The 21,514-nt window shown below is 65.8% G+C and carries 19 protein-coding genes; 14 read left to right on the top strand and 5 right to left on the bottom strand.

Features of this window, described 5'->3' with window-relative positions; genetic code table 11:
* Positions 1-21: 21 nt before the first annotated feature.
* Positions 22-663 (bottom strand): SACE_7040 family transcriptional regulator, encoded by a 642-nt coding sequence (locus tag A9X01_RS15020; RefSeq protein WP_065121529.1) that lies wholly within the window; start codon positions 661-663, stop codon positions 22-24.
* A gap of 42 nt (positions 664-705) precedes the next feature.
* Here A9X01_RS15020 and A9X01_RS15015 point away from each other — a divergent pair, with 42 nt between their 5' ends.
* From A9X01_RS15015 to A9X01_RS14980, 8 genes are all read left to right on the top strand, one after another.
* The gene (locus A9X01_RS15015; protein WP_065121528.1) at positions 706-2,346 is read left to right on the top strand and encodes an AMP-binding protein; all 1,641 of its coding nucleotides are present in this window, start codon (positions 706-708) and stop codon (positions 2,344-2,346) included.
* Between the two features lie 101 nt (positions 2,347-2,447).
* Positions 2,448-3,194, top strand: a complete 747-nt coding sequence (locus A9X01_RS15010; RefSeq protein WP_065121527.1) for a CoA transferase subunit A — start codon at positions 2,448-2,450, stop codon at positions 3,192-3,194.
* Between the two features lie 219 nt (positions 3,195-3,413).
* Positions 3,414-4,061 carry a CoA transferase subunit B gene (locus tag A9X01_RS15005; RefSeq protein WP_065121526.1) on the top strand — a complete coding sequence of 216 codons (648 nt, stop codon included), beginning with the start codon at positions 3,414-3,416 and terminating at the stop codon, positions 4,059-4,061.
* Entirely contained in the window at positions 4,058-5,635 is a 1,578-nt protein-coding gene (locus A9X01_RS15000; RefSeq protein WP_065121525.1) for a carboxyl transferase domain-containing protein, read from the top strand. Before A9X01_RS15005 ends, A9X01_RS15000 begins: the two co-directional genes overlap by 4 nt.
* A 1-nt stretch (position 5,636) precedes the next feature.
* On the top strand, positions 5,637-7,628 hold the full coding sequence (locus tag A9X01_RS14995) for an acetyl/propionyl/methylcrotonyl-CoA carboxylase subunit alpha (protein WP_065121524.1): 1,992 nt from the start codon (positions 5,637-5,639) through the stop codon (positions 7,626-7,628).
* Positions 7,625-8,791 carry an acyl-CoA dehydrogenase family protein gene (locus A9X01_RS14990; RefSeq protein ID WP_065121523.1) on the top strand — a complete coding sequence of 389 codons (1,167 nt, stop codon included), beginning with the start codon at positions 7,625-7,627 and terminating at the stop codon, positions 8,789-8,791. Before A9X01_RS14995 ends, A9X01_RS14990 begins: the two co-directional genes overlap by 4 nt.
* Positions 8,788-9,285, top strand: a complete 498-nt coding sequence (locus A9X01_RS14985) for a MaoC family dehydratase (protein ID WP_065121522.1) — start codon at positions 8,788-8,790, stop codon at positions 9,283-9,285. Before A9X01_RS14990 ends, A9X01_RS14985 begins: the two co-directional genes overlap by 4 nt.
* The gene (locus A9X01_RS14980) at positions 9,282-10,091 is read left to right on the top strand and encodes an HpcH/HpaI aldolase/citrate lyase family protein (protein ID WP_065121521.1); all 810 of its coding nucleotides are present in this window, start codon (positions 9,282-9,284) and stop codon (positions 10,089-10,091) included. Before A9X01_RS14985 ends, A9X01_RS14980 begins: the two co-directional genes overlap by 4 nt.
* A gap of 24 nt (positions 10,092-10,115) precedes the next feature.
* Here A9X01_RS14980 and A9X01_RS14975 read toward each other — a convergent pair whose 3' ends face one another.
* Both A9X01_RS14975 and A9X01_RS14970 read right to left on the bottom strand, forming a co-directional pair.
* Positions 10,116-10,364, bottom strand: a complete 249-nt coding sequence (locus A9X01_RS14975; protein WP_253849138.1) for a DUF3761 domain-containing protein — start codon at positions 10,362-10,364, stop codon at positions 10,116-10,118.
* Between the two features lie 143 nt (positions 10,365-10,507).
* Positions 10,508-11,716 carry an Rv1453 family transcriptional regulator gene (locus A9X01_RS14970; protein ID WP_065121519.1) on the bottom strand — a complete coding sequence of 403 codons (1,209 nt, stop codon included), beginning with the start codon at positions 11,714-11,716 and terminating at the stop codon, positions 10,508-10,510.
* Between the two features lie 130 nt (positions 11,717-11,846).
* On the opposite strand from A9X01_RS14970, the gene A9X01_RS14965 reads away from it, so the two are divergent.
* Positions 11,847-13,355, top strand: a complete 1,509-nt coding sequence (locus A9X01_RS14965) for a flavin-containing monooxygenase (RefSeq protein WP_065121518.1) — start codon at positions 11,847-11,849, stop codon at positions 13,353-13,355.
* Positions 13,356-13,362: 7 nt separating this feature from the next.
* Complete coding sequence (locus A9X01_RS14960) at positions 13,363-14,187, top strand: adenylate/guanylate cyclase domain-containing protein (RefSeq protein ID WP_065121517.1); 825 nt, start codon at positions 13,363-13,365, stop codon at positions 14,185-14,187.
* On the opposite strand, the gene A9X01_RS29915 is transcribed toward A9X01_RS14960, so the two are convergent.
* Positions 14,184-15,365 (bottom strand): MreC domain-containing protein, encoded by a 1,182-nt coding sequence (locus A9X01_RS29915; RefSeq protein WP_155772104.1) that lies wholly within the window; start codon positions 15,363-15,365, stop codon positions 14,184-14,186. The genes A9X01_RS14960 and A9X01_RS29915 overlap by 4 nt on opposite strands.
* A 122-nt stretch (positions 15,366-15,487) precedes the next feature.
* Between A9X01_RS29915 and A9X01_RS14950 the strand changes: the two genes are divergently transcribed.
* Together A9X01_RS14950 and A9X01_RS14945 are read left to right on the top strand one after the other, a co-directional pair.
* Positions 15,488-16,174, top strand: a complete 687-nt coding sequence (locus tag A9X01_RS14950; RefSeq protein WP_065121515.1) for a GAP family protein — start codon at positions 15,488-15,490, stop codon at positions 16,172-16,174.
* Between the two features lie 108 nt (positions 16,175-16,282).
* A complete protein-coding gene (locus A9X01_RS14945; protein ID WP_065121537.1) occupies positions 16,283-16,972 on the top strand; it encodes a cutinase family protein in 690 nt (229 codons plus the stop codon).
* Positions 16,973-16,999: 27 nt separating this feature from the next.
* Here A9X01_RS14945 and A9X01_RS14940 read toward each other — a convergent pair whose 3' ends face one another.
* The gene (locus A9X01_RS14940; protein ID WP_065121514.1) at positions 17,000-18,010 is read right to left on the bottom strand and encodes a PE family protein; all 1,011 of its coding nucleotides are present in this window, start codon (positions 18,008-18,010) and stop codon (positions 17,000-17,002) included.
* A gap of 1,210 nt (positions 18,011-19,220) precedes the next feature.
* Between A9X01_RS14940 and A9X01_RS14935 the strand changes: the two genes are divergently transcribed.
* Both A9X01_RS14935 and A9X01_RS14930 read left to right on the top strand, forming a co-directional pair.
* Entirely contained in the window at positions 19,221-20,483 is a 1,263-nt protein-coding gene (locus tag A9X01_RS14935) for a PPE family protein (protein WP_065121513.1), read from the top strand.
* Between the two features lie 11 nt (positions 20,484-20,494).
* Positions 20,495-21,514: PPE family protein (locus tag A9X01_RS14930; RefSeq protein ID WP_065121512.1), on the top strand; the 1,020-nt coding region annotated here is incomplete at its 3' end.

Raw genomic sequence — 21,514 nt, 5'->3', positions numbered from 1 at the left:
GAGTGCTCAGCTTGCCTGCACTCAGAGTTCGCCGGCGGTGAGCGCCGCGATGGTCATGGCCCGCATCACAGCGCGCGAGCGCACCGCCCGCGCCGGTTTGGCGTCGGCCGCTTTCATGCTGTGCGGGGTCGAGTTCAGCAAGCCGAATACCGCGTGCGCCATCAGGCGGGCGTCGGCTTCGGCGAGTTGGGGGTTCAGCTTGCGCAACACACCCACCCAGATCTCGACGTACTGCCGCTGAGCCTTGCGCACCTGACGCTCGGCGGACGCGGGCAGGTGCCCAAGGTCGCGGTCTTGTATCCGGATGAGATCGGGTTCGCCCAGCGCGAAGTCGAGATGAAAGTCGATAAGACCGTCCAGCGTCGCGGCGGCATCCCCATCGCGGTCCGAGACCGCACGCGCCCCGGCGAGCAGGTTGGCGCTGATCCCCACCAGCAACTCGACCAGCAGCGACTCCTTGTTGGGGAAGTGCCGGTAGATCGCCGGACCGCTGACACCGGCGGCGGCGCCGATGTCCTCCAATCGCACCGCGAGGAAACCGCGCTCGGCGAACAGGCGCTCGGCGGCCGCCAGCAGCTGCAGACGCCGGTCGGATTTCAACTGGCTGCGGCGATTTGGCGGCTCGGGCCGGCCGTGATCGCGGTCCTGGGCGGACGCTGCCATGACGGCCTCCTGGACATCTCGGTTAATCGTCACTAACGTAGCATCCACGCACCGGCCGGAGGAACCGTGACGCTTTCTTATGAGCGCGGCCCGAGCACGCCCCCGTTGCTCGAATCGACCATCGGCGCCAACCTGGCTGGCGCCGCAACGTCTTTCGGGCACCGCGACGCGCTCGTCGACGTCGCTGCGGGGCGGCGCTGGACTTACGCCGACTTGTTGACCGATGTGCGCCGTCTGGCGACGGGGCTGTTACGCGCCGGCATCCGCAGGGGCGACCGGGTCGGCATCTGGTCTCCCAATCGCTGGGAATGGGTGCTCGTGCAATACGCGACCGCGGAGATCGGTGCCGTCCTGGTCACCATCAATCCGGCCTACCGGTTGCGGGAATTGACTTATGCCTTAGCGCAATCGGGTGTGGTGATGGTGGTCGCGGCGCCGGGGTTCAGGGACGCGAATTATTCCGAGATGCTGACGCAGGCGGCCCCGGAATGTCCCGACCTGCGCGCCGTCGTGCTGATGGAGACCGACGGATGGGACGAGCTGGCCGGCACCGAGCCGGACACTAGCGCGTTGGGGTCGGCCGCCCGGCAGCTGGCGTCGACCGATCCGATCAACATCCAATACACCTCGGGCACAACGGGATCGCCGAAGGGCGTGACACTGACACATCGCAACATCCTCAACAACGGATACCTGGTGGGCGAATCGCTCGGGTACAACGAACACGACCGCGTCTGTATCCCGGTCCCCTTTTATCACTGCTTCGGCATGGTGCTGGGCAATCTGGCGGCCACCAGCCACGGGTCCTGCATGGTGATCCCGGCACCAAGCTTCGACCCCGCCGCCACTCTGCGGGCGGTACAGGCCGAGCGGTGCACGAGCCTGTACGGCGTACCGACCATGTTCATCGCCGAACTCGGTCTGCCGGATTTCGCCGACTATCGGCTGGACACCCTGCGCACCGGGATCATGGCGGGCGCCGTCTGCCCGGTCGAGGTGATGCGCAAGGTGATCGAGCGGATGCACATGCCGGGGGTCTCGATCTGCTACGGCATGACCGAGACGGCGCCCGTCAGTACCCAGACACGCCCCGACGATTCGCTGGAACGGCGCGTCGGAACCGTCGGCCGGGTGGCGCCGCACCTGGAGATCAAGGTGATAGATCCCGGCACCGGCGCCACCGTTCCGCGCGGTACGGCCGGCGAGTTCTGCACGCGCGGCTATTCGGTCATGGCGGGGTACTGGAACGACGAGGCGAAGACCGCGGAGGTCATCGACGCCGACGGATGGATGCACACCGGCGATCTGGCGTCGATGGACGAGCAGGGATACGTGCAGATCACCGGGCGGCTCAAAGACATCGTGGTGCGCGGTGGCGAGAACATCGCGCCGCGGGAGATCGAGGAGTTTCTCCTCACCCACCCCGACATCGTGGACGGTCACGTGATCGGGGTGCCCGACGAACGCTACGGCGAGGAACTGATGGCGGTGATCAAACTGCGCGACGGCGCGCCGGAGCTGACCATCGAAGCGCTGCGGGACTTCTGTGCGGGCCGAATCGCGAGATTCAAGATTCCGCGGTATCTGCGGATCGTCGAGGAATTCCCGATGACCGTCACGGGCAAAGTCCGCAAGGCGGAGATGCGCGAGCAGGCGATCGAGTTTCTGGCCGGCCGGGCATAACCGCTGCTGGGACCGGCCCCTCCCTGGACGCACCCGTGGCGGCAATGGTATTCTCACTGTCCAGTTAATGATTATTAACTGAAATCGGAGGCCCTGCGGCAATGGACAAAGTGGTGGCTACCGCTGCGGAGGCGGTCGCGGACATAACCGACGGGTCGTCCCTGGCGGTCGGGGGATTCGGCCTGTGCGGGATTCCGGAGGCGCTGATCGCGGCGTTGGCCGACCGCGGTGTCACCGACTTGGAGACGGTTTCCAACAACTGCGGCGTTGACGGTATCGGTTTGGGAGTGCTGCTGCAGCACAGGCGAATTCGGCGGACCATATCCTCCTACGTGGGAGAGAACAAGGAGTTCGCCCGCCAGTTCCTGTCCGGTGAGCTCGAAGTCGAACTGACCCCGCAGGGCACGCTGGCCGAACGGCTGCGCGCCGGCGGCATGGGCATTCCGGGCTTCTACACGCCGGCCGGGGTGGGCACCCAGATCGCCGACGGGGGACTGCCGTGGCGTTACGACGCCTCGGGACAGGTCGCGGTCGTCTCGCCGCCCAAAGAAACCCGCGAGTTCGACGGCGTCACCTACGTCCTGGAGCGGGGCATCCGCACCGACTTCGCACTGGTGCACGCGTGGAAGGGCGACCGGCACGGCAACCTCGTCTACCGGTACGCGGCAGGCAACTTCAATCCGGAGTGCGCGCCCGCCGGCAGGATCACCATTGCGGAGGTCGAGCATCTCGTCGAGCCCGGCGAGATCGATCCGGCCACCGTGCACACCCCGGGCATCTTCGTGCAGCGCGTCGTGCATGTGCCGAATCCGGCAAAGCGCATCGAGAAAGAGACGGTGCGCTCGTGAGCGCTTCGAGTGGGGGACTCGCGATGTCGAGCGTCACGCCAGCGTGGCATTGGGCGTCGAGCGTCACGCCAGCGTGGCTGTCGACGAATGCACAAGGGGGCGCCAGATGACCGCGCGGCGCGGTGGGCACCTTCCAGCGCCGAGCGTCACGCCAGCGTGGCTGTCGACGTCGAGTGTCACGCCAGTGTGGGTGTCGACGAGTGCAGAAGGGAGCGACATATGACTTGGACCAGAGACCAGATGGCCGCCCGGGTGGCCAGCGAGTTCGAGGACGGTCAGTACGTCAACCTCGGCATCGGCATACCCACGCTGATTCCTAATCACATTCCCGACGGCGTCCACGTCGTTTTGCATTCCGAGAACGGGATACTCGGGGTCGGACCATACCCGCGGCGGGAGGACGTCGACGCCGACCTGATCAACGCCGGCAAGGAGACCGTCACGACTCAGCCCGGTGCTTCGTTCTTCGGCTCGTCAACCTCGTTCGGAGTGATCCGGGGCGGGCACCTCGACGTGGCGGTCCTTGGCGCCATGCAGGTTTCGGCCACCGGTGACCTCGCCAACTGGATGATCCCCGGCAAGATGGTCAAGGGCATGGGCGGCGCGATGGATCTGGTGCACGGCGCACGCAAAGTCATCGTGGTGATGGAGCACGCCGCCAAGGACGGCAGCCCGAAAATTCTGGAGCGGTGCACGCTGCCGTTGACCGGGGTGGGGTGCGTGAACCGGATCGTCACCGAACTCGCGGTCATCGACGTCCGCGACGACGGACTGCACCTGATCGAAACCGCGCCCGACGTATCGGTCGAAGAGGTACTCGCGAAAACTCAGCCACCCCTGATCGTTTCAGAATTGGCGAAGAAGTGACGACCATCGCGCCGTCATTCGCCGACGAGCATCGCCGGCTGATCGCCGAACTGAACGGCAAGCTCGCCGCGGCCGCCCTGGGCGGTAACGAGCGGGCCCGCGAGCGTCATGTCAGCCGCGGCAAGTTGTTGCCCCGCGAACGGGTGGACCGCCTGCTCGACCCGGGCAGCCCGTTTCTGGAACTGGCGGCGCTGGCCGCCAACGGCATGTATGACGACGAATCCCCGGGCGCGGGAATCATCACCGGTATCGGCCGGGTGTCCGGGCGCGAATGTGTGATCGTCGGCAACGACGCGACGGTCAAGGGCGGCACCTACTACCCGATGACGGTGAAGAAGCATCTGCGCGCCCAGGAGGTCGCGCTGCAGAACCTGCTGCCGTGCATCTATCTGGTCGACTCTGGTGGCGCCTTTCTGCCGCGCCAGGACGAGGTATTTCCCGATCGTGAGCACTTCGGCCGAATCTTCTACAACCAGGCCACCATGAGCGCCAAGGGAATTCCGCAAGTCGCGGCGGTGCTGGGCTCGTGCACGGCGGGCGGTGCCTACGTGCCGGCGATGAGCGATGAGGCCGTCATCGTCCGCGAGCAGGGCACGATTTTTCTGGGCGGCCCGCCGCTGGTCAAGGCGGCCACCGGTGAGATCGTGACGGCCGAGGAACTCGGCGGCGGCGACCTGCATTCCCGGGTTTCCGGCGTCACCGACCATCTGGCCGACGACGACGAGGACGCGTTACGGATAGTCCGTTCGATCGCGGCGACCTTCGGACCGCGCGAACCCGCGCAATGGGAAGTACGCCGCACCGTCGAGCCCAAGCACGAGCAGACCGAGCTTTACGATGTCGTGCCTCCCGACCCGCGCGTTCCCTACGACGTACACGAGGTCATTGTCCGCCTCGTCGACGGCGGCGAATTCAGTGAATTCAAGGCCAATTACGGCAAGACGCTGGTGACGGCGTTTGCCCGCATCCACGGCCACCCGGTGGGCATCATCGCCAACAACGGCGTGCTGTTCAGCGAATCCGCCGTTAAGGGGGCGCATTTCATCGAGCTTTGTGACAAGCGCCGGATTCCGCTGCTGTTCCTGCAGAACATCGCCGGTTTCATGGTCGGCCGCGACTACGAGGCCGGCGGCATCGCCAAGCACGGCGCCAAGATGGTCACGGCGGTGGCCTGCGCCCGGGTTCCGAAGCTGACCGTGGTGATCGGCGGCTCCTACGGCGCCGGCAACTATTCGATGTGCGGGCGGGCGTATTCGCCTCGCTTCCTGTGGATGTGGCCCAACGCCCGCATTTCGGTGATGGGCGGCGAGCAGGCCGCCTCCGTGTTGGCCACGGTGCGCGGCGAGCAACTCTCCGCCGCCGGCAAACCCTGGTCCGCCGATGAGGAAGAGGCGTTCAAAGCGCCCATCCGGGCCCAGTACGAGGACCAGGGCAATCCGTATTACTCGACCGCCCGGCTGTGGGACGACGGCATCATCGATCCCGCCGACACCAGAACGGTTGTCGGGCTCGCGCTTTCGGTGTGCGCCCACGCTCCGCTGGAATCGGTCTCCTACGGCGTCTTTCGGATGTGACATGTTTGACACAGTCTTAGTGGCCAACCGCGGTGAGATCGCCGTGCGGGTGATACGCACGCTGCGCCGTCTCGGAATCCGATCAGTCGCGGTGTACAGCGATGCCGATGCCGGCGCCCGGCATGTCCGGGAAGCCGATACCGCCGTTCGGCTCGGGCCGGCACCGGCGCGGGAAAGCTACCTCGACATCGGCAAGGTGATCGATGCCGCGCTGCGCACCGGAGCGCAGGCCGTTCATCCGGGTTACGGATTCCTCTCTGAGAACAAGGATTTCGCGGCCGCGTGCGACCGCGCCGGGGTGGTGTTCCTCGGGCCGTCGGCGCACGCGATCGAGGTGATGGGCGATAAGATCACCGCCAAGAATGCCGTCGTCGCCTTCGACGTGCCGGTGGTGCCGGGCATCGCGCGGCCCGGGCTGACCGATGACGAACTGTTCGCGGCCGCCGACGAAGTGGGCTATCCGGTGCTGGTCAAGCCGTCCGCGGGTGGTGGCGGAAAAGGGATGCGGCTGGTGGAGGAACCGGCGCGCCTGGCCGAAGCCCTGGTCAGCGCCCGCCGGGAGGCGGCGTCCGCGTTCGGTGACGACACCCTGTTCCTGGAGCGGTTCGTGCTGCGGCCCAGGCACATTGAGGTTCAGGTGCTGGCCGATACGCATGGCAACGTGGTGCACCTCGGCGAGCGCGAATGCAGCCTGCAACGACGCCATCAGAAGGTCATCGAGGAGGCGCCCTCACCGCTGCTGGACGCCGCGACCCGGGCGCGGATCGGCGAAGCGGCCTGCAACACCGCGCGCAGCGTCGACTACGTCGGTGCCGGCACGGTGGAGTTCATCGTCTCGGCCGACCGGCCCGACGAGTTCTTCTTCATGGAGATGAACACCCGGCTGCAGGTGGAACACCCTGTCACCGAAGCGGTTACCGGGCTCGACCTTGTTGAGTGGCAGCTGCGGGTGGCCGCGGGGGAGAAGCTCACGTTCGCCCAGGACGACGTCGAACTCAACGGCCACGCGATCGAGGCCCGGGTGTACGCCGAGGACCCCGCGCGCGGATTCCTGCCGACCGGTGGTCAAGTGCTGCAGGTGATCGAGCCGTCCGGAGCCGGGGTGCGCGTGGACTCCTCACTGCTGGCGGACACGGTGGTCGGCAGCGACTATGACCCGATGCTGAGCAAGGTGATCGCCCACGGTGCCGACCGGGACCAGGCGCTGGCCCGGCTCGACAAGGCGCTGTCGCAGACCGCTGTGCTGGGGGTGCAGACGAATATCGAGTTCCTGCGGTTCCTGCTGGCGGACCCGCGGGTGCAGGCGGGCGACCTCGACACCGCACTGCTCGACGAGCGGCTGGCCGATTTCGAGCCGCTTGCGGTTCCCGACGACGTGTTCGCGGCCGCCGGCCTCTACGTCCAGTGGGCACTGGACCGGCGTGCCCGGGCCAACCTGTGGGCCAGGCCGAACGGCTGGCGTATTGGCAGTAGCGTAGCCCCGGTCCGCACCGCGATGCGTACCCCGCTGCGCAGCGAAACCGTCTCGGTGTGGGGTCTACCCGGATCTGCCACCGTTCAGGTGGGGGACGGTGAAACTACCAGTGCGACTGCGCAACTCGAGCACGGCCAACTCGTGGTTACGCTGGACAGCGTGCGCCGCGAGTACCGGTGCGCGGAGGCCGACCGGCATTTGTGGATTGGTGATGAGCGGGGCACCTGGCACATCCGGGAGGCCGAGGAGCACAAGATCGACCGCGGGGCGGGTGACCGGCCGGCCGAGGTGGTCAGCCCGATGCCGGGCAGCGTCATCGCCGTGCAGGTTGCCTCCGGTGACGAGGTGTCCGAGGGCGACGTGGTGGTGGTCGTCGAGGCGATGAAGATGGAACACGCATTGGCAGCACCGGTTTCGGGGCAGGTCGAGGTCCTGGTGGCGGTCGGGGACCAGGTGAAATTTGAGCAGGTATTGGCCAGGTTCGTCCCGGCCGACCAGAGCAAGGAAAAAGAACAATGACGACAACGATCAGCGCGGGCACGTTACCCAAGGAATACGAGGAACTGCGTGACACGGTGGCCGATTTCGCGCGCACCGTGGTGGCACCGGTCTCGGCCAAACACGACGAGGAACACAGCTTCCCCTATGAAGTGGTCGCCAAGATGGCCGACATGGGTCTGTTCGGCCTGCCGTTCCCCGAGGAGTACGGCGGCATGGGCGGCGACTACTTCGCGCTGGCTCTGGCCCTGGAGGAACTGGGTAAGGTCGATCAGTCGGTAGCCATCACTCTGGAAGCCGGTGTCGGGCTGGGTGCGATGCCGATTTTCCGCTTCGGCAGCGAGGAACAGAAGCAGAAGTGGCTGCCGGACCTGATCGCTGGCCGCGCGCTGGCCGGGTTCGGACTTACCGAACCCGGCGCCGGATCCGATGCGGGGGGCACCCGCACGACCGCCCGTCTCGACGGCGACGAGTGGATCATCAACGGCAGCAAGCAGTTCATCACCAACTCGGGTACCGACATCACTTCATTGGTCACCATCACCGCGGTGACCGGCAGCCTGGCCGACGGCAAGAAAGAAATCTCGACGATCATCGTGCCCAACGGCACACCGGGCTTCACCGTCGAACCGGTCTACAACAAGGTCGGCTGGAACGCCTCGGACACCCACCCGCTGTCCTTCGACGACGCACGGGTGCCGGTGGAGAATCTGCTCGGCGTGCGGGGAAAGGGTTACGCGAACTTCCTGTCCATCCTGGATGAAGGCCGCATCGCAATCGCCGCGCTGGCCACCGGGGTGGCGCAGGGCTGTGTCGACGAGAGCGTCAAGTACGCCAACGAGCGCCAGTCGTTCGGCCAGCCGATCGGTTCGTATCAGGCGATCAGCTTCAAGATCGCGCGGATGGAAGCGCGGGCCCACGTCGCCCGCACGGCCTACTACGACGCGGCCGCGAAAATGCTTGCCGGCCAGCCTTTCAAGAAGGAGGCGGCGATCGCCAAGATGGTCTCTTCCGAGGCGGCCATGGACAACGCCCGGGACGCCACGCAGATCCACGGTGGCTACGGCTTCATGAACGAGTATCCGGTGGCGCGCCACTACCGGGACAGCAAGATCCTCGAGATCGGGGAGGGCACCACCGAGGTGCAGCTCATGCTCATCGCGCGATCGCTGGGGCTGTCATGAGCGATGCCAAATCCGTTGTCCAGCGCGGTTTGTGGTTTGAGGAGTTCGAGATCGGGACCACCTACCTGCACCGGCCCGGCCGAACCGTCACCGAGGCCGACAACGTGCTGTTCACCACGCTGACCATGAATACCCAGTCCCTGCATCTGGACGCGGCGTGGGCCGCCGATCAACCCGGCTTCGGCGGCGAGCGCTTGGTGAACTCCATGTTCACCCTGTCGACCCTGGTGGGATTGTCGGTGTCGCAATTAACTCTGGGCACCATTGTGGCCAACCTCGGGTTCTCCGAGGTGTCCTTTCCCAAGCCGGTCTTCCACGGTGACACCCTCTATGCCGAGACGGTGTGTACCGGCAAGCGGGAGTCGAAAAGTCGTCCGGGCGAAGGCATCGTCACGCTGGAGCACACGGGACGCAACCAGCACGGCGACGTGGTCGCGCGTGCCGTGCGCACGACGCTGGTGCAGAAGCGGCCCAATGATGGGGAGCCGCAATGACTTTGCGCGACGCCGGCCCCGCTTGGCTGTTCTGCCCGGCCGACCGTCCCGAGCGGTTCGCGAAGGCAGCGGCGGCCGCCGACGTGGTGATCCTGGACCTGGAGGACGGGGTAGCGGCGGCGGAGCGGGCCGCCGCGCGCGTCGCATTGCGCGACACCCCGCTTGACCCGCAACGCACCGTGGTCCGGATCAACGCGGCCGGCACCGAAGACCAGGCGCTCGACCTGCAGGCCCTGGCCGAGACCGCCTACACCACGGTGATGCTGCCCAAGACCGAGTCGGCGGCCCAGGTGGACGCGCTGGCGCCCCGCGATGTCATCGCGCTGCTGGAGACACCGCGCGGCGCGATCTTCGCCACCGAGATCGCGGCGGCCGAAGGCACCATCGGAATGATGTGGGGCGCTGAGGATTTGGTTGCGACCCTGGGTGGCAGCTCCAGTAGACGGCCCGACGGCACCTATCGGGACGTCGCACGCCACGTCCGGTCGACTGCGCTGCTGGCGGCGTCGGCATTCGGCCGTTTGGCGCTGGATGCGGTGCACCTGGACATCAAGGATCTCGACGGCTTGCGGGAGGAGGCCCTCGACGGCGTGGCGGTGGGCTTCGACGTGACCGTGTGCATCCACCCCAGCCAAGTTCCCGTGGTGCGCAACGCCTATCGGCCCAGTGACGAGAAACTGGATTGGGCGCGAAGGGTTTTGGAGGCGGCTAAGACCGAGCGCGGCGTGTTTGCGTTCGAAGGCCAGATGGTCGACTCCCCGGTGTTGCGGCACGCCGAAGCGATGCTGCGTCGGGCCCCCGGCTAGCCTCCGCCTAGCGTTCTGTCGAGGTCAGCTCGTGAGCCACTGCTTGACGCCGCCGTGGCCCGAGCAGGTTCCGGAGCGGTGCTTGCTGTATGAGTATTCGCCGTCGCGACAGATGGCCGTGGCGCCCTCGGACCCGCCGCCCGCCGACGGCGAAGCGATGCACTGCCCATCCGAGTTCTCGTAATAACCGTGGCTGCAACTGCCGAGAACGGTCGTCGATCCGCCCGCACTGATCGCGGGCGCCGCGAGCAACGTCCCTCCCGAAATCGCCACTACCGCAGCAAAAAGCCGAACGCGCATTGTCCCACCTGTGAAGATTGATCCTGGAAAGTCAACGGGTCCCACCCGGAGACCCGACAGTAACCGGTTGACAGCGTCGCCGTGCGGGATTCGCCAAAATCCGCTGGGGCCTGCCGCTACCGTCCGCGCCAGCGCAGCACATCCAACGCCACGGCCACGTTGACGCTGTTCTCGGCCAGTGGGCGCGGTAGCAGTTCGTCCGCCCGCGCGAGCCGGCGCAGCAGCGTGTTGCGATGGGTATACAGCCGCGCAGCGGCGCGCGAGGCATTGCACTGCTCGTCGATGAAGATCCGGACGTATTCCTGTAGTTCACTACCCGCCGACTCGAGGTCACCGAGAGTGTGGCGCACGAATTCGCCGGCGCGGTCGGTGTCCGCGGTGAGCAGGGCGACCAGCTCGACGTCGGCGAACTGAGCGATGCGTTGCGGCGAGTGCAGGCGAGCCATCATCCGCTGGGTGGTGATCGCATCGAAGTGACTGCGCCGGAATCCGTCAATCCCATGGACAGTCGGCCCGATCGCAACGCGGACATCGGGCATCCCAGCGATCGAATCACGCAGCAGCGCAATATCGATCGACCCACTCGGGATCCATACCCATCGGGTGGCGGTGCTGGCGAGGACCGTCAGCGGTCGTACCCGCGCGGCATGCCCGAGCGCCTCGGCGGCCGCATCCAGCCGGGCCATGTCGGCGCCTGGGTCGTCGCTCCAGATGACGGCTGCGGTGTGCGGGCCGGTCAATGCGTACCCGAGTCGCGCCTCGGCCCGCTTGCGCGTGATGGGGGCGCCGTCGAGGATCAGCGCGACGGTCTCCCGCCGCTCGGCATGGGTCCCGCGGGTGAGGTCGTCGAGCTCCTGATCGATCTGGGCGGCGATGCCCGCCAGGGTGGCATCGATGTATGCGCTGATCGAGCGGGAGCAAACGTCGAGCAGCTCGTGAAGTTCCGCGGGATCGGACGTCAGCTCGAAGGCAATCTCCATCAGCCGGCGCCAGGCCACCGCTTCGCCGACGCGATAGGCGTCGAGGGTGAACGCGGTCAACCCGCGGCGGGCGACTTCGCGGGCGATGTTCATCGGTTCCGGACCGGTGTTCGGCGGCACCGGCGCCCCGGGGTCGCGCACGTTCGCGGCTCCCCAGAAATACATGTTGGCCCGGTTGCTCCGGCTGACCGCCGCGGCCAGCTCGGGGTCGGCGGCTATTTGGGGGCTCGCCGCCAGGACCTCCGCATCGAGTTCCTCGAGCCACTCGGCGCGCGGGTTGACAGTGATCTGCGCGCACTGCCGAATCAGCTCCCTGACCGGCTCGGACGGACGTTTCCACGGCATTTAGCCACAGTAAAGTGCTGGTGCAAAATGCACCACCGCCGCTGGTGGATTGAGAAGAAATGCACTTGGTTGGTGGTGCCGGTCCGGCGACCATTAACCCATCGCATCCCGCCGATCAGGAGCCACCGACATGTCCCACCCGTCCGCAGACACCGTCGAACACGTCGACGTCCTCATCATCGGCGCCGGAATCTCGGGCATCGGCGCCGCGTACTACCTGCAGCGGGAGCACCCGGGTCGCAGCTACGCCATCCTGGAAGCACGCGGTGCCACCGGCGGCACCTGGGACCTGTTCCGCTACCCGGGCATCCGCTCGGACTCCGACCTGCACACCTTCGGCTACGAGTTCAAGCCCTGGCGCGACGACCACGCCATCGCAACGTCCGACAAGATCCTGGCCTATCTGCGCGAGACCGCCGCCGAGAACGGCATCGACGCCAAGATCCGGTTCCACCACAAGGTGGGCGGCGCCGCCTGGTCGAGCGCGGACGCGCGGTGGGTTGTCGACGTGGCGCGCACGGACGTCGGGCAGTCGGTGCAGATCAGCGCCAACTGGCTGTTCTGCGCCGGCGGCTACTACCGCTACGACGAGGGCTACACGCCGCACTTTGAGGGACGTGACCGTTTCACCGGTCAGATCGTGCACCCACAGCACTGGCCCGAGGACCTGGACTACGCGGGCAAAAAGGTCGTCATCATCGGCAGCGGCGCCACCGCCGTCACCCTGGTGCCTGCGATGGCCGAACGGGCCGGGCACGTCACCATGCTGCAGCGCTCACCGACCTACATCATGCCGGTGCCCTCAAAAGACGTCTTCGCCAATGCGGCCAAGGCACTGCTGGGCGACAGACTCGGTTATGCGCTGGCCCGCCGCAAGAACATCGCCCAGCAACGCGCGGTGTATCAGTTTTGCCAGAAGCACCCGTCGTTGGCCCGGAAGATCATCCGCCATCTCAACGCCAAGCGACTGCCCGAGGGCTATCCCGTCGACGAGCACTTCAGCCCGACGTACAACCCGTGGGATCAGCGGCTGTGCGCGGTGCCCGACTCTGACCTGTTCCGGGCGATCAGCAATGGCAGCGCGTCGGTGGTCACCGACCGGATCGCCACCTTCACCGAGACCGGCATCGAGCTCGAATCCGGTCGCCAACTCGATGCCGACATCATCGTCACCGCAACGGGTTTGAACATGCAGGCGTTCGGCGGGATTTCACTCACCGTCGACGGCGCAGCGGTCAACCTGCCCGAACGGGTGGCCTATAAGGGGATGATGCTCTCCGACGTGCCGAACTTCGCGTACGCGATCGGTTACACCAACTCCTCCTGGACGCTCAAGGTCGGACTGCTGTGCGAGCACTTCTGCCGGTTGCTCAGCCATATGGATGCGCACGGCTATGACACCGCGCGTCCCGTCCTCGACGACCCGGACATGCAGACCCGGCCCTTCATGGACTTCGCGGCCGGCTACGTCCAGCGCGTGGTGCACGAGCTTCCCCGGCAGGGCACCGACCAGCCGTGGCTGACGTCAATGAGCTACCACGCCGATGTGAAGCTGTTGCGCGACAACGAAGTGGTCGACGGGGCGCTGCAGTTGACGGCCTCGGCCGACATTCCCAGTCGGGAGGCGGTCCCGGCATAATCGTCGGGTGGGCGCGACAGTTCTTTGGGCGATCATCGCACTGACCGAGTTCGCCGTGCTGATCGCGGCCGGTGTCGTGCTCATCGTCTCGCGGCACCAGCTGAGCGGAGCGCGAAAAGCGTTGGCGCGCTTGCGGTCGGAAGGTCCACATCGTCGTCGCCGCCGGCCCGGTGTGGCTCCGCTCGCGGTCAAGAGAGTCTGGCGAACTGCGGACTCCCTGATCAACAAGGGGCTTGGCGCCACCGTGCGTAACTCGGTCGAGGACCTCGCCGGCTGGGCCCGAGTCGAACGGCCCGATCTCGCGAGGATGACAGCGGACGGCAACGTCGTCATCGCCTTCTCCGACATCGAAGGGTCCACCGAACTCAACGAGGAACTCGGCGACAGGGGCTGGGTGAAACTGCTGGAACGCCACAACAAGCTGATCGCCAAGCAGGTTGACGGTCACGGTGGCCATGTGGTGAAAACGCAGGGCGACGGTTTCATGATCGCCTTCCCTGACCCCACCAAGGCCGTCCTGTGCAGCATTGCCGTGCAACGCGCGCTGCAGGCAGAACCGGAACGGTTCAACGACATTCGCGTACGGATCGGCCTGCACATGGGCACCTCGGTGCGACGCGGAGACGATCTGTTCGGACGCAATGTCGCGATGGCCGCACGAGTCGCGGGCCAGGCCGATGGGGGTGAGATCCTGATCAGCGAGTCGATTCGCGACGAGATTGCGGACTCGCGTGAAATCGCGCTGGACACACCTCGCGAGGTCGAACTCAAGGGCATCCGCCGCGCACACCAGCTTTACCCGGTGATGTGGTCGGGAGCCGAAGACAGTTAGGGGACCTGCCGTACCCGGTCGCCGATGTTGACCCGCACCTGCGGGCGGACCGGCGTGTCGTCGCCGGCCGACTTCGCGTTGCCGATCTTCTCCCGCACCGGAACGGGTTCGCCCAGTTCGGTTTCCAGCATCTTGGTGATCGACTCGTCAATGGAATCAAACGGTCCGGCGTCGTCGGTCTGCCCACCCGCGCGGGCCAACCCGGTCAACGCCGGGTATTGCAGTTTCGCCGGTGTGTACGTCCGGAACGTCACTGCCCGCGAAAATTTCGGCTGCACCTCAACGACTTTCACGCGCAGTTTCTCGACCGGCAATTCGCCGATCACTCCGCCGGTTTCCGGGTCCAGGATTTCGTCTCCGCCGTCGGCCATCACCGCAAACACCATGTCGGGCGCCAGGCCGTGCTCTGAACCGCGGTTGATGATCAGGGTGTATTCGTCTTCGATCCGGGCGACGCTGCCGGCGATCAATCCCGGGGCGTCGTCGTCTCGCGACGTCCGTTCTATCGGTAGTGCACCGGGCCCGTCGCCCGTGATGATTCGCGGTGGGGGAGCGTCGCTGACAATTACCGACTCCCACTGGCGTACCGACTGCTCCGCCGTGCCCAGCGACAACTCCGTCGCGGTCTTGGCTCGCACCACCTCGATCAGTGCCCCCTCTTTGCTGCCGCTTTCCAGGTGATGCTGCGCGTCGGCGAGGCGGTCGTCGACGTAGCGAACCGACTTCTTCAAGTGCAGGGTCGCGTAGAGCGCGTTCTGCGTAGCTTTCGCGAGGCTCTGGCTGAGCTCGTGTCCGGCGTACCAACGAGTTCCGAGGATGCCCAGCGTGATGCAGAGGCCAGGAACAAACGCAATAACACACGCCTGCCCGATTGGATTGCCCGGGAAGGCGAGAGCGCCGAAGATGCTCAGGCCGGCGAGTCCGCCCAGGATGGCGAGTTTTTGGACCGGAGACGGTCTGAGTTCGGCCAGTCGGGCCAGCCGTCTGCCCAGGCGGGCGAGCCATCTGCCCAATAGGGACAGTCCCGCGCCCAGACGAGACAGCCCGTTGGCGAAGTGCGTCGGCCAGCTGGCGAGTAGGGCTTTCAACTGGGCCCGACCGTTGTCCGCCGGTGCGGCGGCAGCTGACGGCTGCCCAGGAATCTCGGAGCCGGTTGCAGGTGATTCGCCGTCAGCCACCTTGTCATCATCGCACCGGATAGCGAACTGCGAGGGGTTAGACACCGCTGGGCCTGCAGCGCGCCGATGGTACGGTCGCGGCGACATCCGTGCCGACACACAAGACGGAGAAGCCTGCCACCATGTGGATCACCATCCTGGTGATGGCCATCGCGGTGAGCCTCGAACCGTTCCGGATCGGCATGACGGCGTTGCTGCTCAACCGGCCCAGGCCGATGCTGCAACTGCTGGCGTTCCTCTGCGGGGGCTTCGCGATGGGCATGACGGTAGGCCTGGTGGTCTTGTTCGTATTCCGCAGACGGCTCGCCGATTCGACTTACCTCACGCTGCCCCGGGCGCAACTGATGATCGGTGGGTTGGCCATGTTGGTGGGCGCGGTCCTGGCCGCAAACTTCCTGCTGAGCCGGGTCAGGCGCCAGCCGCAACTCAACGCGGTCGTTGCCAGGATCGGCTCGCTGCGGCCGATCGTCTGGCTGCGACAGCTGTTCGAGGGACGTTCGCTGTGGGTGGCGGCCGCGGCCGGTCTGGGCTCGGGCCTTCCGTCCGTGGATTACTTGGCCGCGTTGGCGGTCATCCTGGCCTCCCGCGCCCCGGCTATGGCTCAGATCGCCGCGCTGGTCGCGTTCCATGTGATGGCCTTCGCCTTCGTGGAGATTCCGCTGCTCGGATACCTCCTGAAACCCGAAGCGACGCGGCGAGGGGTGGCCAGGCTCAATTCCTGGATCCGATCACGGCGGCGTCTGGAGGTTGCCATCCTGCTGCTCGCGGTCGGTGGCGTGCTCGTCACCCTCGGTATCGTGGGCAGTTGAGTGCTGGGGCCACGGCCGCGCCTGAAACGGTAATCGTGCGGGTCGGCTGTTCTGGCTGCGCCCGCCACCTAGCTCACCCGAGATTGAGATGAGGCAGTGTTTTTCGTGATGAGACGATCATTTCGCCGGTTCGTGGCTGCGGCGGGCGTGGCGGCGGGGGTAGTCGTCCCTGCCCTTTTGGCGCTTCCGTCCGCAGCGGCCGCGCCGTGTCCCGACGTCGAGGTCGTTTTCGCCAGAGGGACCAACGAACCTCCCGGGGTGGGCGGTATCGGAGGGTCCTTCGTCGACGCGGTGCGTTCCCGGATTGGCAACCGCTCCTTCAACGTGTACGCGGTCAACTATCCGGCCAGCGATGACTTCGGCAACCCCAACTTCCCGAAGACGGTTGTCGACGGGATTCGGGACGCCAGCTCGCACATCCAGTCGATGGCCGGTTCCTGCCCGCGCACTCGCGAGATTCTGGGCGGATTCTCCCAGGGCGCGGCGGTCGCCGGTTACGTGACTTCGGCCGCCGTGCCCGACGGCGTGCCCGTCGCGTCCGTTCCGCAGCCCCTGGCGCCCGACGTCGCCAACCACATCGCCGCGGTAGCACTGTTCGGCACACCATCCCGGCAGTTCTTGAGCCACCTCAATGCGCCGCCGATCACCATCGGCGCCGCCTATCAGCCCAAAACGGTGCAACTGTGCGCACCGGGCGACGGGATCTGCGGCACCGGCAACGACCCCGCGGCGCATGCCTCCTACGGAGTGAACGGCATGACCGGCCGAGCCGCCGACTTCGTGGTGAGCCACCTCTAGCGGTTTGAGCTCCCGCCGCGCGGGTGGTCAGCCGTCTGCCAGCCCTTCGAGCAGTGAGGGTGTATCCAACAGTCCCGCGACCAGCCCACCGACAGGCGCGCCGGTGATAGTGACCGTTTGTACCGTCGGATTGCCGACCAGCTGACCTGTCACGTTGAAGGGCTGCAGGGGATCCAGCAGCCCGGAAAACGGAATGTTCAGCGTGGCCGAGCCGGTCAAGCCGCCCACCACGGTGAGTGTTCCCGGCCCAATTGCCAATGTCTCGCTGCCATTCAGAAAGGCGTTTGTGACGTTGGCGGGGGCGTCGATGAGGGCGGTGGCCGCGGCAACCGGGTTCCCTGCTTGGATCGCGCTGACGAATGCGGTGCCACTTTGGGCAGTTGCGCTCAACGCGTTGACCGGCGGTCCGAATGCATCGAAAGCAAGGATGTCCTGCGGCGGAAGTGTCAGTGCCAACGGCAGGTTGGGTCCAGGCGTGGTGAGCGGAACCAGAGATGGCTGCACGGTAATCGCCTGGACTTGGTTCGCGTAGCCCTGCGCGAACTGTCCCGTGAGGGCCAGCAACGGCAAGGGATCTCCCGTCGCGGCCTGCAGGATCGCCGAGGGGATGGCGGGATTGAAAACTTGGCTGTTGATCGTCTGCAGGAAGGCGGGCGCCGTTTCGCCGACAAAGGTGCCGCCGATGGTTTGCAGATTGGTGACCGTGTTCGCGACCAATCCTTCATACGGTGTCGCGGCGTTCGATAGAGCCTGTTCGGCGGCGGCCTCAGCACTTAGATAGGCTTGGGCGCCGGAGCTCAGCGAGCTCACGAACTGGTCGTGAAATTGCCTGGCCTGCAGCGAAAGTAGCTGGTATTGCCGACCGAAATCACCGAATAGCAACGCAACCGCGTTGGACACCTCGTCCTGGGCGGCGGGAACCAGTGCGGTCGTACTGCGCTGCGCGGCAGCAACTGCCTCGTTGAGCGTGGATCGAATGCTCGTCAAATTCCCCGCTGCCGTCGCCACCAGATCAGGCTGCACAATCAACGCCGACATTTTCTTCCCCTCATCAGGCCACCGTGACCACCGGGGAGTGTAAGCATTGAAATCAACTAGATCGGAACGGATTTGGGTCGACACGGGTTAGAGGCGCGTATGTTACGACAGGAAATGCCTCCAGCAAACGAGATGTCGTTGCCCTACGCGACTGGTGGTTACCATGGGTATCGCGCGCGGGCGTGCGCCTGTTTCCAAGCGAAAAGCTATCTCGCAGAGCATGTTTGGTCTCAGCTTGGTTGCGGTACGCAGGATGTAAAATTGGCATCAGGCAACGACCACGCATCAGCGTCCGGTAGTCAAAGTCACAAAACCTGCTGCTCCTGCTGATATTTCGGACAGCTTGCGCGAAATCTACTAGGACAGAACATGTTTGTGATCCATCTCACTGTGCTCATGCAGAATGGCGACGCATCATTTGCGCCGCAACTTCCCTTCGGGTTTGGTGGGGATACGCTGGGAACCGACTGGCGGTCCGCCCTGACGTGCGGGCATTTACCCAGCATCCGCCATGCGCCTTTGTCTCCGCCTTCCATGCGGTGACCGGCGCGGCGTATACCGTCCGCACTGTCGTTGTTTTTGTTCGCCGTGGTTTTAAGTTTGTCGCTTGCTTACTGAGGAATGGCGTTCCTTATTTTCCAAGGTAATGACGCAGTCTCAAAGCGCCACCGCGAACTTTTTGCGGCCAGCCGTTCTGGTTTGTCAAGGTGCCGTGTTCGGCTATCTTCGGCGACCCGATCGGGTGGGCGCGCCCTCGTGCGGTCGCCGGCCGCGAATCGGGATCAGTCGTCAACACTGGCGCCCGACAAGCGATGTTTTCGCATGCCGATTGGCCGACGACGTGGTGGGCCGGGTCGCCGACAGGTGTCTTGGACAGGGGATGACACGGTTCGCCCAACGGTCCGCCCACCGACGGTCAGCAAAAGCGGGTAGTCGCGATCTCTGTTTGCCCGGTGCCGACAACATGTTCGGAAATTCGCCAAAGGACTCGAACCAGTCATGAGCTGTATTCGCCCGGTGAATCGAAAAAGCGCGCGGCGGTCGAGGCTTAATGCGCGCAGATCGCGTTTGACCCCAGTCGAACTCAAGGCAATCATGACCGCACCCGGTGAACCGGGAAAACAAAACACTCTCCAATTTCTGCAGTAGTCCATCAGCAAATAGAGGCGCGTTGCCGGTGGCGATAGTCGAACCCGGGCGGAGGAAGAGAATGGATTTCGGAGCGTTACCGCCGGAGATCAACTCGGGCCGAATCTACGCCGGACCGGGTTCGGCGCCGTTGCTGGCCGCTGCGGCAGCCTGGGATGGCCTGGCCACCGAATTGCATTCGGCCGCTGCGTATTACGCGTCCGCAATCGCGCAACTCGCCAGCATCGGCTGGCATGGACCCTCGTCCACCTCGATGGTCGACGCGGTAGCACCGTACATCGCGTGGCTCGGCGGAACCGCAGCGCAAGCGGAACAAGCGGCTTTTCAAGCCCGGTCCGCCGCGGGCGCCTTCGATGCCGTCTATGCGGCCACGGTGCCACCGCCGGTCATCGCCACCAATCGGGCCGTGCTGGCCTCGTTGATCGCTACCAACATCTTGGGTCAGAACACCCCGTCGATCGCGGCCACCGAGGCGGAGTACGCCGAGATGTGGGCCCAAGATGCCGGGGCCATGTACGGGTACGCCGGCGCTTCGGCGGCGGCAACGCAGTTGACCGCCTTCACCTCGCCGCCGAAAACCACAGACAGTAACGCCCAGGCCCAGCAGTCGGCCGCGGCCGCCGCGGCCGCCGAATCTGCCTCTGCGGATGCACAGACACTGCTGCCACAGCTGATCTCACAGACGCCGGCGGCGTTGCAAAGCCTGGCATCGAGCACGGGAGGATTGGCCGCAGCCACGGCAACGCCGCTGTCGGATATCACGTCGATCTTGAAAACCTTCAACGCCGTCCTGAACAACCTGATCGCCGGGCCGTACACCCCCCTCGGGTTTGCCGGATTGGTGAAGAACTGGTGGCAGGTGAGCATCAGCATCCCGGCCCTGGGAACCGGCATTCAAGGTATCGGCCCCTTGCTGCACCCGAAGCCGCTCACGGGGGCTTTGGCGCCGCTGCTGCGCGGCGATCTGCTGAGCGGCGGCTTCTCCGCGCTGCAAGCCGCAGGGCCGGGGGCGGTATCGGCAGCGGCCGGTCAAGCAAGCGCGATCGGGTCGCTGTCGGTGCCGGCGAATTGGGCATCGGCCGTGCCGGCCGTCCGGACCATTGCGTCCGAGCTACCGGAGACGGTCATCGACGCCGGCCCCGCGATGGCGGCTTCGCAGGGCACCTTCGGTCAGACGGCGCTGTCGAGTCTGGCCGGGCGTGCCGTCGGCGGGAGCACCACTCGCAGCGTCCTCGGATCTGTCGTCCGAGTGCCCGGCGCCGTGGCCGTCGACGACATAGCCACCAGTTCCACCGTCATCGTCATACCGCCGAACGCGAAATAAGGAGAGCAGCGATGGTTTTCGTCGATTTCGCGGCATTGCCACCCGAGCTGATCTCGACTCAGATCTATTCGGGCCCCGGCGCAGAGTCGATGCTGGCCGCCGCGGCGGCTTGGCAGCGGCTGGCCAGTGAGTTGCACTCCACCGCGTTCGACTACGGCACGGTGATCGCGGAGCTGACCGAATCTTGGGTGGGTCCCTCGGCGGCGTTCATGGGGGCGGCCGTCGCGCCCTATGTGACGTGGCTGTCGGGCACTGCGGTCCAAGCGGAGCAGGCCGCTTCGCAAGCCCTCGCTGCCGCCGGCGCATTCGAGGCCGCGTATGCGGCCGTCGTGCCGCCCGCAGTGGTCTTGGCCAACCGCACCCAGTTGCAAGCGCTGGTCGCCTCCAACCTGTTTGGGCAGAACGGCGCCGCCATCGCGGCGACCGAAGCCCAGTACTGGCAGATGTGGGCCCAGGATGTGGCGGCGATGTTCGCTTACGCCAGCGCGTCGGCGGCCGCGGGGGAGTTGGCCCCCTTCACGCAGCCACCGCCCACCACCAACGGCACCGGGGAGGCGGCCCAGGCAACCGCGGCGGCTACGGTGTTGCCGTCGTGGATCCAACAGATCGAGACCTTCCTCACCAACCTTTCCAGCGATTACGCGCAGTTCTGGGAGAAGTTGATCGCCACGGTCACCGGAAACTCGGAGATAGCACCGCTGTGGGAGACGCTGTATTCCAGCATTTCCGGGATCGGTAGCCAGGGCACCTGGACCAACGTCGTCAACAGCACCACCGGTATGGGCATCTCGCAGTGGAAGAACTTCTTCATCTACGCGCCCTGGGCTACTCAGCTGCCCAAATCGGCACTGGGGGGCGGACTTTCGTCGGGGCCGGCAAGTCGCATCGGATCGATCGCCCCCGCATCGGGGACCCTAGGTGCGGCGCCGAAGGTCGGGGGGTTGTCGGTGCCACCGAGCTGGGCCAGCGCCACCCCGGCGATCCGGCTGGCCTCGACCGCATTGCCCGTCACCAGCGTGGCCGCGGCTCCG

It is taken from the genome of Mycobacterium asiaticum (assembly GCF_001668675.1).
Taxonomy (GTDB): Bacteria; Actinomycetota; Actinomycetes; order Mycobacteriales; family Mycobacteriaceae; genus Mycobacterium; species Mycobacterium asiaticum_D.
The sequence above is the reverse complement of the archived record's forward strand: the minus strand, read 5'-3'. Positions and strand labels throughout refer to the sequence as shown.